This is a genomic window from Bradyrhizobium sp. 191 (assembly GCF_023100985.1).
In the GTDB taxonomy this organism is placed as follows: domain Bacteria; phylum Pseudomonadota; class Alphaproteobacteria; order Rhizobiales; family Xanthobacteraceae; genus Bradyrhizobium; species Bradyrhizobium diversitatis.
In genome coordinates this window covers 5,074,533-5,086,256 of record NZ_CP064692.1, presented here as the reverse complement: position 1 = coordinate 5,086,256, position 11,724 = coordinate 5,074,533, and the positions used below count along the sequence as shown (strand labels likewise).

The following is an 11,724-nucleotide window of genomic DNA, read 5'->3' as shown; positions in this document are numbered from 1 at the left end:
ATGGGTAACGGCCGAGTATGCCTTGACTCCGTCGCCCAAATCCCGAAAAAGCGCCCCAATCCATCAAAATTCCCGCTCCCCAGAGGAAATCCCGATGTCCCTTGCAGCCCTCGAATCCACCATCAACAGCGCCTTCGAGGCGCGTGACGGCATCTCGACCACGACCAAGGGCGAGGTGCGCGAGGCCGTGGACCAGTCGCTGGAGATCCTCGACAAGGGCGAGGCGCGCGTTGCCGAGCGCGGCGCCGACGGCAAGTGGAAGGTCAATCAGTGGCTGAAGAAGGCCGTGCTGCTGTCCTTCCGCCTCAACGACATGGGCGTCATTCCCGGCGGCCCCGGCAAGGCGACCTGGTGGGACAAGGTGCCATCGAAGTTCGAGGGCTGGGGCGAGAACCGCTTTCGCGACGCCGGCTTTCGCGCGGTGCCGGGCGCCATCGTCCGCCGCTCGGCCTTCATCGCCAAGAACGTCGTCTTGATGCCGTCCTTCGTCAATCTCGGCGCCTACGTCGATGAGAGCACGATGGTCGACACCTGGGCCACCGTCGGCTCCTGCGCGCAGATCGGCAAGCGCGTGCACATCTCGGGCGGCGCCGGCATCGGCGGCGTGCTCGAGCCGCTGCAGGCCGAGCCCGTCATCATCGAAGACGATTGCTTCATCGGCGCGCGCTCCGAGGTCGCCGAAGGCGTGATCGTGCGCAAGGGCGCGGTGCTGGCGATGGGCGTGTTCCTGGGCGCCTCGACCAAGATCGTCGACCGCGAGACCGGCGAAATCTTCATGGGCGAAGTGCCGGAGTATTCCGTCGTGGTGCCCGGCGCGCTGCCCGGCAAGCCGATGAAGAACGGCCAGATCGGCCCGAGCACCGCATGCGCCGTGATCGTCAAGCGCGTCGACGAACGCACGCGGTCCAAGACCAGCATCAACGAGCTGCTGCGGGATTGATCCGACGCGCATGACCGATGCTCTCTCCATTGCCCGCGATCTCATCCGCTGCCCCTCGGTGACCCCGGCCGATGCCGGCGCACTGGGGGTGCTCGAGAAGGCCCTCAACGCGGCCGGCTTCACCTGCCACCGCGTCACCTTCAGCGAGCCGGGCACCGCCGACGTCGAAAATCTCTACGCGCGGATCGGCGCGGCAGGTCCGCACATCACCTTCGCCGGCCACACCGACGTGGTGCCGCCGGGTGACGAGAGTGCCTGGAGCGTCGGCGCATTCTCCGGCGAGGTGAAGGACGGTGTCCTGCACGGCCGCGGCGCCGTCGACATGAAGGGCGGCATCGCCTGCTCGGTGGCTGCGGTGCTGGAGCATCTCGCGGCCAATGGTGGCAAGCCGCGCAGCGACGGCAAGGGGTCGATCTCGTTCCTGATCACGGGCGACGAGGAAGACGTCTCCGTCAACGGCACCGTCAAGCTGTTGCAATGGGCCGCCGAACGCGGCGAGAAATTCGATCATTGCGTGCTCGGCGAGCCGTCCAATGTCGAGACGCTCGGCGACACCATCAAGGTCGGCCGCCGTGGCTCGCAGTCCGGCACGCTCGTCGTCGACGGCGTGCAGGGCCATGTCGCCTATCCGCACCGCGCGTCAAATCCTGTGCCGGACATTTCGCGGCTGATCGTGGCGATCTCGGACGAGCCGCTCGACCACGGCAGCGCGCAGTTTCAGGCCTCCAATCTCGAATTCACGTCAGTGGACGTCGGCAACAAGGCGTTCAACGTCATCCCCGGCGAGGCCCGCGCAAGATTCAACATCCGCTACAACGACAACCACACCCAGGCGAGCCTGCGCGAGCTGGTCGAGGCCCGCCTCGCCAAGGCCTGCGGCAACCGCATCAAGGCCCGCATCGTCTGGGAGCCGTCGAACTCCAACGTGTTCGTGACCAAGCCCGGTCCGTTCACCGATCTCGCGGTGTCCGCGATCGAGGAGGTGACGGGGCGCAAGCCGGAGCTATCGACGTCGGGCGGCACCTCGGATGCGCGGTTCATCGCGAGCTATTGCCCGGTGATCGAGTTCGGGCTTGTCGGGCAGACCATGCACCAGGTCGACGAGCGCGTGCCGGTGGCGGATCTGGAGAAGCTGACGAAGGTGTATCGCGGGATTCTGGCAAGGTATTTTGGGTGAGGCGCAATTCCCGCCAAACACTCCGCCGTCATGCCCGGGCTTGTCCCGGCCACGACGCGGCTGGCGGCATCAGCCCCTCAATAATCCACCTTCATCAGATACAGTCCCTCCGGCGGGGCGACGATGCCGCAGGCGGCGCGGTTGCGGGCTGCTAACGCGGCAGAGAGATCGTCGGCGGTCCAGCGCCCCTCGCCGACCCAGACCAGCGAGCCCACCATCGAGCGGACCTGGCTGTGCAGGAAGGAGCGCGCCGAAGTGAGAATCGTGATCTCGCGGCCGTCGCGCAGCACGTCGAGCTGGTCGAGCGTCTTCTCCGGCGACTTGGCCTGACACTCGGTGTCGCGGAAGGTGGTGAAATCGTGCTTGCCGAGCAGGCGCTGCGCCGCCGCATGCATCGCGTCGGCATCGAGCTTGCGCGGCACGCGCCAGGCGTGGCCGGCGTCGAGCGCGAGATTGGCGCGGGTGTTGACGATGCGATAGCGGTAGTGGCGCTTGACCGCCGAGAAGCGCGCCTCGAAATCGTCGGGCACGATCTCGGCCTCGAGCACCGCGATCGGATGCGGGCGCAGATGCGCGTTGAGCCCGTCGCGAAAACGGCCCGGTGGAAACTGCTTGTCGACGTCGACATGCGCGACCTGTCCGCGCGCATGCACGCCGGCATCGGTGCGGCCGGCGCCGTGCACGCGCAGATCCGCCCCGGTCATCGCCTTCACCGCAGTCTGCAGCGCGCCCTGCACCGACGGCAGCGATTCCTGCACCTGCCAGCCGAAGAACGGCGCGCCGTCATATTCGATGGTGAGCTTGTAGCGGGGCATTTTATCCAGTTTCACTGTCATTGCCCGCGAAGGCGGGCAATCCAGTACTCCGCAGCCTATCCGTTCAGCCGAGAAGCCTCGGCGTACTGGATACCCCGCCTACGCGGGGTATGACAGCCTCAGCTGAATTTCGCTCCGGCCTTCAACGGCACGCCGCGCAGGAAGTCCGCGGCCTGCATCCGGCCCTTGCCCTCGCGCTGGAGCTCGATGATGCGGATCGCGCCCTCGCCGCAGGCAATGGTGAGATGATCGTCGAGCACCGTGCCCGGCTCGCCCGCGCCTTGCGCGAGCTCACAGCGCAGGATCTTGACGCGCGCATTCTCGAGCTCGCTCCAGGCGCCGGGAAACGGCGACAGGCCGTGGATGTGGCGCAGCACCGCGCGCGCCGATCTGGTCCAGTCGATCCGCGCCTCGGCCTTGTCGATCTTGGTCGCATAGGTGACGCCGTCCTCGGCCTGCTTCCTGAGCTGGAGCCCGCCGCGTTCGAGCGCGGCCATCGCGCGCACCATCAGATCGGCACCCAACCGGGACAGGCGATCGTGCAGATCGAGCGCGGTCATGCTGTCTGATATCGCGATGCGCTCGGCCATGGCGACGTCGCCGGTGTCGAGGCCGACATCCATCCTCATCACCATCACGCCGCTCTCGGCGTCGCCGGCCATGATCGCACGGTTGATGGGCGCGGCGCCGCGCCAGCGCGGCAGCAGCGAAGCGTGCAGATTGTAGCAACCGAGCTTTGGCGCATCGAGGATCGCCTGCGGCAGGATCATGCCGTAGGCGACGACGACGGCGGCATCGGCCTCGAACGCGCGAAACTCTTCTAGCGCCTCCGGTGTCTTCAGCGTCTTCGGCGTCAGCACGGGAATGCCGAGTTTTCGCGCGGCTTCCTCGACCGGCGTCGGCTGCAATTGCAGGCCGCGCCGCCCGCCCGGTTTCGGGGCGCGGGTGTAGACCGCCACGATCTCGTGGCCGTGCGCGACGAGCTCGAGCAGCGTCGGCACGGAGAAATCGGGCGTGCCCATGAAGATGAGGCGAAGGGGCATGTGGCGAGACAATCCTCGAAACGAGCAAGGTACTCGTCATGGCCGGGCTTGTCCCGGCCATCCACGTTCTCCCTGCTCGAGGCGGCAAAGAACGTGGATGCCCGGCACAAGGCCGGGCATGACGGTGGAGGACGTGGCCTACTCCACCGCGCGCTTGGCGGCTTTCTCGAACTTCTTCATCACGCGGTCGCGCTTGAGCTTCGACAAATAGTCGACGAACAGCACGCCGTTGAGATGGTCGATTTCGTGCTGGATGCAGGTGGCGAAGAGGCCTTCGGCGTCCTCCTCATGCACCTTGCCGTCGAGATCGGTGAAGCGCACGCGCACCTTCGCCGGGCGCTCGACCTCCTCGTAATATTCGGGGATCGACAGGCAGCCTTCCTCGTAAACCGACAGTTCCTCGGACGAGGCGATGATCTCGGGATTGATGAAGACGCGTGGGAGCGGCTTGGTCTCGCCGTTCTCGTCGCGCTTGGCGAGGTCCATGGTGATCAGCCGCAAGGGCTGCGCGACCTGGATCGCCGCGAGGCCAATGCCGGGCGCGTCGTACATGGTCTCGAACATGTCGTCGGCAAGCTTTCGGATCTCCGACGTGACCTTCTCGATCGGCTTGGAGACCAGGCGCAGCTGCTTGTCCGGCAGGATGATGATTTCTCGTAGGGCCATGGCGGCGATTTAAGCCGCGCGCCGGATGCGGTCAATGCGGCCAGGAACCCCGTTAACCCTCCGCTAACCATAAAACTTCAGGTTTCGTTAACCGTAAAAATTAACGGAGCATTCACCCTAAATGTTCGCTATTCGTTCGTGTGCCGCGGCGAATCGGCTAGAAGGGTCGGCATGAACGAGATCATCCTCATGCTCGGCGAGTGGCCGGTGCGCGTCGTGGACGCGCTGATCGGCTTCGGTGCCCTGGTTCTCATCCTGCTGGTGGTGATTGCGGTCGTGATCGCGCGATCCGGGCGGCGCGGCGCGGAACTCGCCATGGCCAACGCCATCCGGGCCGACGAGCTCGAGGAACGCTTGAGCGAGGTGCTGCGGGCGCAGAGCGAGTCGTCGGGCCGGGTCGATGCCATGACCCAGGCTCTGGCCGGCCGCCAGGCCGAGATGGCGCGGGCGGTGAACGAGCGGCTGGATTCGGTGACCCACCGCGTCGGCCAGTCCATGGAACACTCCACCCGCAACACCATGGAGAGCCTGCGCGCCCTGCACGAGCGACTCGGCATCATCGACAGCGCGCACAAGAACCTCACTGATCTCACCACGCAGGTAACCACCTTGCGCGACGTGCTCGCCAACAAGCAGTCGCGCGGCGCCTTCGGCCAGGCGCGAATGGAGGCGATCGTCCAGGACGGGCTGCCGAAGGGTGCCTACGAGTTCCAGTTCACGCTCTCCACCGGCAAGCGCCCGGACTGCGTCGTGTTCCTGCCCGATCAGCGGCCGCTTTGCATTGACGCCAAGTTCCCGCTGGAAGCGATGACGGCGCTGCACGACGCCCGCACCGACGAGGAACGGCGAATCGCCACGCAGCGGCTGCGCGGCGACGTGATGAAGCATGTCAGCGACATCGCGGAGAAATACCTCGTCGCCGGCGAGACCCAGGAGATGGCGCTGATGTTCGTGCCGTCGGAATCCGTCTACGCCGAGATCCATGACGGTTTCGACGACGTGATCCAGAAGGCCTATCGCGCCCGCGTCGTGCTGGTGTCGCCGTCGCTGCTGATGCTCGCGATCCAGGTGATGCAGCAGATCATGAAGGACGCGCGCATGCGCGATGCCGCCGACCAGATCCGCACCGAAGTGATCAAGCTCGGCGACGACCTCGGCCGCCTGCGCGACCGCGTGCTCAAGCTGCAAAAGCACTTCGCCGACGTCAACGAAGACGTCCGCCAGGTGCTGATCTCCGCCGACAAGATCGAAAAGCGCGCGGGCCGAATCGAGGAGCTGGATTTCAGCAAGACCGATGCGCCGGAGACTCCGCGGCTGGTTGCGACAGCCGGGCCGGATCTGTTCCCGCGAAAGCTCCAGGCGGGGGAGTGACTTGAGGCACGCCGTCATGCCCCGCGAAGGCGGGGCATCCAGTACGCCGCAGAAGTCGTGATTGAGCCGAGGCGCTGGTGTTCACTGGATCGTCCGCCTTCGCGGACGATGACGGCAGAATGGGAGGCGACAGATGGGCTCACGCCACTATTATGTGTACATTCTCGCCAGCAAAATCGGCGGCACTCTGTACATTGGCGTGACGAACGACCTCATTCGCCGGGTGGCAGAGCACAAGTCAAAGGTGATCGAGAGCTTCACAGAGAAGTATGACGTTGCAAGGTTGGTTTATTTCGAGCAGTTCGATGCCCCCGAGAATGCGATCAACCGCGAAAAGCGGTTGAAGAAGTGGAACAGGCTCGACTGATCGAGCAGCATAACCCGAACTGGGATGATCTGTATCCCGGGATAGCCGGGCCACCATGATGCTGTCATGCCCCGCGAAGGCGCGGCATCCAGTACGCCGTGACAGTCGTTGTTGAGCCGAGGTGCTGGTGATTACTGGATCGTCCGCCTTCGCGGACGATGACACCGAGACTGTTGAGGCTTCTCTCGCCTCGCCGCGAGTCTTTTCCCCCAGAATCTGCTAACACCGCCCCATGACCGCACCCGACGCGACCTCGCCTGCCGACGCTCCCGCTGCCTCCTGGCGCGACGGCCTCGCCGTTTACCTGCAGCCGCGGGTGCTGATCGTGCTCTTCCTCGGCTTTTCCTCGGGGCTTCCGCTGGCGCTGTCGGGATCGACGCTGCTGGTGTGGATGGCCGAGGCGGGGGTCGATCTCGGGACGATCGGGCTCTTTGCACTGGTTGGAACGCCGTACACGCTCAAGTTCCTGTGGGCGCCGCTGGTCGACGCGCTGCACGTGCCGTTCTTCACCCATGCCTTCGGCCGCCGGCGTGGGTGGCTGGTGTTTTCGCAGCTGCTGCTGATCGGCGCGATCCTGCTGTTGGCGCTGACCGATCCGGCGCGCTCGCCGCTGTTCGTCGCGCTTGGTGCGCTCCTGGTCGCGACGATGTCCTCGACGCAGGACATCGTCGTCGATGCATTCCGCGTCGAGAGCCTGCCCGAAAGCGAGCAGGCCGCCGGCATGGCCGCCTATGTCGCGGCCTATCGCATCGGCATGCTGATATCGACCGCGGGCGCCCTGTTCATCGTCACCGGCTTCGAGGCGATCGTCCCGCGTGGCGCCGCCTGGATGTGGGGCTATGTGGTGATGGCGGCTCTGGTGCTGATCGGCACGGTGACGGCGCTGGCCGCCACCGAGCCCGCACAATCCAAGCGCGCCGAGGCTGCCACGCAGAACGAGGACGCGCTCATGCGGGTGTTCCATGCCGCGATGGGCGCGTTCTCGGAATTCCTGAGCCGCAAGGAAGCGTGGGCGGCGCTTGCCTTTGTCGTGCTGTTCAAGTTCACCGACGCGTTCTCCGGCAACATGACCGTGCCGTTCGTGATCGACATCGGCTTCACGCGGAACGACTACGCGGTGATCGTGAAGGGCGTCGGCATCGCAGCGACCCTGGCCGGCGGTTTTGCGGGCGGCTTCGTGGCACGGCGCTATTCGCTCGCAACGAGCCTGTGGATCGGCGGCATCGTACAGGCAATCTCAAACCTGTCGTTCTCGTGGCTGGCACTCGTCGGCGTCAATGAATGGGCGCTGACCCTCGCAATCACTTCCGACAATTTCTGCAACGCCATCGGCACCGTGATCTTCGTCGCCTATCTCTCCGCACTGTGCCAGAACCCGTTGCACACCGCGACCCAATATGCGCTGCTGACGGCGCTCGCCGCAGTGGGACGCACCTATTTGTCATCGGGCGCGGGCTATTTGGCGAAAGCGACGGGCTGGCCGATGTTCTTCGCGATCTCCGTCCTCGTCGCCATCCCGAGCCTGATGCTGCTGGCTTACTTGCAGAAGCGTGACCATTTCGACACGTTGGAGCCGACGCGGGTGTGAGCCTAGCGCTGCATCTCTTTCCGAACACGTCCGTTGAGCACCTCGAAATCGGCTACCAACGCATCGCAAGCGGCCTTGGACGCTTCGCAAAGGACGTTCATTCGGATGACGAGCTCGCTTCCTTCCTGCACGACGCGGCGCTGAACGGCTGCGGGATAGGCCGGATGTCCCGTCGGCGGAAACGACCACAGGCTCAGAGTGGCCGCATCCTCGATCAAGGTCCATCCTGATTGAATCGACGTCTTCACCCCCGGCTTGGCGCGCAGCGAGGCAAGCGCAGCCGCGGCAGTCGGATAAGACGCGGCATCCGGGGCGGCCGAGATCGCCGATGTCGCGCCGGCAAGGACCAGCAGGACGGCAAGGACTATTCCACGCACAGCTTAGCGACCTCTCACAACACAATCGCTTGCACTATGCTCGACGCACAACCGGAGATCAAGGTGCCGTGCTCGTCACCCGGCCGGGCGATATCGCCCTTACTGCTTCTTGATCAGGCTCCACTTCGTGATCACGGCCTCGCTCATCTGGCCGGCATCGCTGGCGCAGGCGATCTCGTCGACCTTGACCGAGATCTCCTTGCCGACGAACGATTTCAGCTGAGTGGCCTGCGCATCGGTGGAGGTGACGAGCTGGAAGGTCTCCGGGCCGGTCTCGAGATTGCACAGCCCGTTCGGCGGCGGCAGGCGCCGCGGCTCGGAGGTGATCTGGTAGGTCGCGACGCGCTTGCCGTTCTTGACGTCGCGGACCTTCATCGCGTTCAGTTCGCCCGAGAGCACGTCGCCGGTGTTGATCGGCTTGCCGGGCTTGGACGGCGGCGGCATCTCGTCGCCCTGCTGCGCGGACATGGCCGGGGTCACCAGCATCATCATCGTCGCGACCAAAGCCGATCGTGTGGCGAAAAGTTTCGTCATGTCGTCCGTTCCGTGAAGTCTGGATGGCTAGAACAGGGTGCGCTGCCGCATCGCAGCCGATAGCGTACCTTCATCGAGATAATCAAGCTCGCCGCCGACAGGAACTCCGTGGGCGAGCCGCGTCACCTTCACATTGGCGTCCTGAAGCAGGTCGGTGATGTAATGCGCGGTGGTCTGGCCGTCGACCGTCGCATTCAGCGCCAGGATGATCTCGTGCACCTGCGAATCATGCGCACGCGCCACCAGCGAATCGATGGTGAGATCCTGCGGACCGACGCCGTCGAGCGGCGACAATGTCGCGCCGAGCACATGATAGCGCCCCTGGGTGGCATTGGCCCGCTCCAGCGCCCAGAGGTCGGCAACGTCGGCGACGACGACGATGATGGAGGGATCGCGCCTCGGATCGGTACAGACCGTGCAGGGATTTTGGGTGTCGATGTTGCCGCAGGTCTTGCAGACCTGGACCTTGTCCAGCGCGACCTGGAGGGCGGAAGACAGCGGCATCATCAGCGCTTCGCGCTTCTTGATCAGATGCAGCGCAGCGCGCCGCGCCGAGCGCGGACCGAGGCCCGGCAGCCGCGCGAGCAGCTGGACCAGCCGCTCGATCTCAGGACCTGCAACCGCGCCCATATTACTGGCCGAACAACCCCGGCGGCAGGCCGAGCCCGCCCGTGAGGGCCTGCATCTTCTCCTGCATGGCGGTCTCGGCCTTGCGGCGGGCATCACTGAGCGCGGTGACGAGCAGGTCTTCCAGCACCTCGCGCTCTTCCGCCTTCATCAGCGAGGGATCGATCTTGATGCCCTTCACGTCCATCTTCGCGGTCATGCGCACGGCGACGAGGCCGCCGCCGGAGATGCCTTCGACCTCGACGTTGGCGAGTTGGTCCTGCATCTCCTGCATCTTGGATTGCAGCTGTGCCGCCTGCTTCATCATGCCGAGAAAATCAGCCATGGGTGCTCGTCCTTGAATGAATGGCTCAGAGATCGTCGTCGCCGTCGGAACCGTCGGGCGGATCGTCACTGCCATAGTCGGCATTGATATTGGTCTCCGGCGCCTCGGGAGCAAGCCTGCGGACCTCGACGACCTTGGCGCCGGGGAAGCGCGACAGCACCTCCTGCACGCGCGGATCGGCTTCCGCGGTACGGGCATGCTGTTGCTTGGCCGCCTGGTTCACCGAGCGCAGCGTCGGCTGGCCCTGCTCGTTGGAGACGATCACCGTCCAGCGGCGGCCGGTCCACAGCTCGAACTTCCTCGCGAGCTCGGAGATCATGGTCTTGGAGGCGTTGGGCTCGAGCGCAACTTCCAGCCGGCCCTCCTCGAAGCGGACGAGGCGCATGTCGCCTTCGAGCGCGCTCTTGGTCATGATGTCGCGCTTCTGCCCGGCGAGCGCGACGAGCTGGGTGAAGCTGGTGATGCGCAGCTGCGGTGCCGCGGCTTGCGGATCCGGCACTGGGGCTGCCATCTGCGGCCGGGCCGCGCCACCGCCGAACGAAGAGGGCGAGGAGGTCGGCAAGCGAACAGGCACCGCGGACGCAACCGGCGCCGAAGGTGCGCTGCGCGCCGCACTGCCGCCGCTCACGACCGGGGAACCGCCGCCGTTCTGCTCCAGCATCCTGATCGCTTCGTCCGGCGTCGGCAGGTCGGCGACATAGGCAATGCGGACCAGAACCATTTCCGCCGCGGCTGCGGGGCGCGTTGCGGCCTGCACCTCGGTGATGCCCTTGAGCAGCATCTGCCACATCCGCGACAGCACGCGCATCGAGATCTTCGAGGCGAAGTCCCGCGCCCGAACCCGCTCGGTCTCGCCATAGGCGACGTTGTCGGCGGTCGCCGGCACGATCTTCACGCGGGTGACGAAATTGACGAATTCGGCGAGGTCCGAGAGCACGACGATCGGATCGGCGCCGACATCGTACTGCTCGCGGAACTCCTTGAATGCCGCGGCAATGTCGCCACGCACCAGCGAATCGAAGAGATCGATGACGCGGGTGCGGTCGGCAAGCCCCAGCATCTGCCGGACGGCATCGGCCTTGACGGTGCCGGCCGCATGGGCGATCGCCTGGTCGAGCAGCGACAGCGAATCGCGCACCGAGCCTTCGGCGGCGCGCGCGATGATGCCGAGCGCCTCCGGCTCGATCTCGACATTTTCCTTGGCCGCGATGTTGGCGAGGTGCTTCATCAGCACGTCGGCCTCGACGCGGCGCAGGTCGAAGCGCTGGCAGCGCGACAACACGGTGACCGGAACCTTGCGGATCTCCGTCGTCGCGAACACGAACTTGGCGTGCTCCGGCGGCTCTTCCAGCGTCTTCAGGAAGGCGTTGAACGCCGCCGTCGACAGCATGTGGACTTCGTCGATGATGTAGACCTTGTAGCGGGCGCTGGCCGGCGCATAGCGCACGCTGTCATTGATCTGGCGGACGTCGTCGACGCCGGTGTGCGAGGCGGCGTCCATCTCCAGCACGTCCATGTGCCGGCTTTCCATGATCGCCTGGCAGTGCACGCCCAAGGTCGGCATGTGGATGGTCGGGCCCTTCACCGAACCATCAGGCATCTCGTAGTTGAGCGCGCGGGCGAGGATGCGCGCGGTGGTGGTCTTGCCGACGCCGCGGACGCCGGTGAGGATCCAGGCCTGCGGGATGCGCCCGGTCTCGAACGCATTGGAGACGGTGCGGACCACCGCCTCCTGGCCGATCAGATCGTCAAAAGAGGAAGGGCGGTATTTGCGCGCCAGGACCCGGTAGGGCGCGTTGCCGGCGCTGTCGGGATTGGGAGGGTCGCCAGCGTCGGTCATCGGTCGATCCGCAATGAAATGTCTCTTGGCCGGCTTTTGCGGAAAGGAGCGCGC

The 11,724-nt window shown here is 65.5% G+C and carries 12 protein-coding genes and 1 pseudogene; 5 read left to right on the top strand and 8 right to left on the bottom strand.

What is annotated here, in order from left to right:
* Window positions 1–94: 94 nt before the first annotated feature.
* Together dapD and dapE are read left to right on the top strand one after the other, a co-directional pair.
* Window positions 95–940 carry a 2,3,4,5-tetrahydropyridine-2,6-dicarboxylate N-succinyltransferase gene (dapD, locus tag IVB23_RS23580; RefSeq protein WP_247800222.1) on the top strand — a complete coding sequence of 282 codons (846 nt, stop codon included), beginning with the start codon at window positions 95–97 and terminating at the stop codon, window positions 938–940.
* A 10-nt stretch (window positions 941–950) separates the two neighbouring features.
* Window positions 951–2,117 (top strand): succinyl-diaminopimelate desuccinylase, encoded by a 1,167-nt coding sequence (gene dapE, locus IVB23_RS23575; RefSeq protein ID WP_247800221.1) that lies wholly within the window; start codon window positions 951–953, stop codon window positions 2,115–2,117.
* A 77-nt stretch (window positions 2,118–2,194) separates the two neighbouring features.
* Here dapE and truA read toward each other — a convergent pair whose 3' ends face one another.
* The 3 genes from truA to def form a co-directional block, all read right to left on the bottom strand.
* Complete coding sequence (gene truA, locus IVB23_RS23570) at window positions 2,195–2,932, bottom strand: tRNA pseudouridine(38-40) synthase TruA (protein ID WP_247804955.1); 738 nt, start codon at window positions 2,930–2,932, stop codon at window positions 2,195–2,197.
* 119 nt (window positions 2,933–3,051) lie between these two features.
* Entirely contained in the window at window positions 3,052–3,975 is a 924-nt protein-coding gene (gene fmt, locus IVB23_RS23565) for a methionyl-tRNA formyltransferase (protein WP_247800219.1), read from the bottom strand.
* 138 nt (window positions 3,976–4,113) lie between these two features.
* Complete coding sequence (def, locus tag IVB23_RS23560) at window positions 4,114–4,641, bottom strand: peptide deformylase (protein ID WP_035669190.1); 528 nt, start codon at window positions 4,639–4,641, stop codon at window positions 4,114–4,116.
* Window positions 4,642–4,812: 171 nt separating this feature from the next.
* Here def and rmuC point away from each other — a divergent pair, with 171 nt between their 5' ends.
* From rmuC to IVB23_RS23545, 3 genes and pseudogenes are all read left to right on the top strand, one after another.
* Complete coding sequence (gene rmuC / locus IVB23_RS23555) at window positions 4,813–6,012, top strand: DNA recombination protein RmuC (RefSeq protein ID WP_247800218.1); 1,200 nt, start codon at window positions 4,813–4,815, stop codon at window positions 6,010–6,012.
* A 133-nt stretch (window positions 6,013–6,145) separates the two neighbouring features.
* A pseudogene (locus tag IVB23_RS23550) lies at window positions 6,146–6,438 on the top strand (GIY-YIG nuclease family protein).
* 173 nt (window positions 6,439–6,611) lie between these two features.
* Window positions 6,612–7,967: an MFS transporter gene (locus IVB23_RS23545; RefSeq protein ID WP_247800216.1), complete on the top strand. Its 1,356-nt coding sequence runs from the start codon at window positions 6,612–6,614 to the stop codon at window positions 7,965–7,967.
* A 2-nt stretch (window positions 7,968–7,969) separates the two neighbouring features.
* On the opposite strand, the gene IVB23_RS23540 is transcribed toward IVB23_RS23545, so the two are convergent.
* From IVB23_RS23540 to IVB23_RS23520, 5 genes are all read right to left on the bottom strand, one after another.
* Window positions 7,970–8,344, bottom strand: a complete 375-nt coding sequence (locus IVB23_RS23540) for a hypothetical protein (protein WP_061879600.1) — start codon at window positions 8,342–8,344, stop codon at window positions 7,970–7,972.
* 99 nt (window positions 8,345–8,443) lie between these two features.
* The gene (locus IVB23_RS23535; protein WP_061879601.1) at window positions 8,444–8,878 is read right to left on the bottom strand and encodes a hypothetical protein; all 435 of its coding nucleotides are present in this window, start codon (window positions 8,876–8,878) and stop codon (window positions 8,444–8,446) included.
* Between the two features lie 27 nt (window positions 8,879–8,905).
* Complete coding sequence (gene recR, locus IVB23_RS23530; protein WP_061879602.1) at window positions 8,906–9,508, bottom strand: recombination mediator RecR; 603 nt, start codon at window positions 9,506–9,508, stop codon at window positions 8,906–8,908.
* Between the two features lies 1 nt (window position 9,509).
* The gene (locus IVB23_RS23525; RefSeq protein WP_061879603.1) at window positions 9,510–9,830 is read right to left on the bottom strand and encodes a YbaB/EbfC family nucleoid-associated protein; all 321 of its coding nucleotides are present in this window, start codon (window positions 9,828–9,830) and stop codon (window positions 9,510–9,512) included.
* Window positions 9,831–9,855: 25 nt separating this feature from the next.
* A complete protein-coding gene (locus IVB23_RS23520; protein ID WP_247800215.1) occupies window positions 9,856–11,670 on the bottom strand; it encodes a DNA polymerase III subunit gamma/tau in 1,815 nt (604 codons plus the stop codon).
* Window positions 11,671–11,724: the final 54 nt, after the last annotated feature.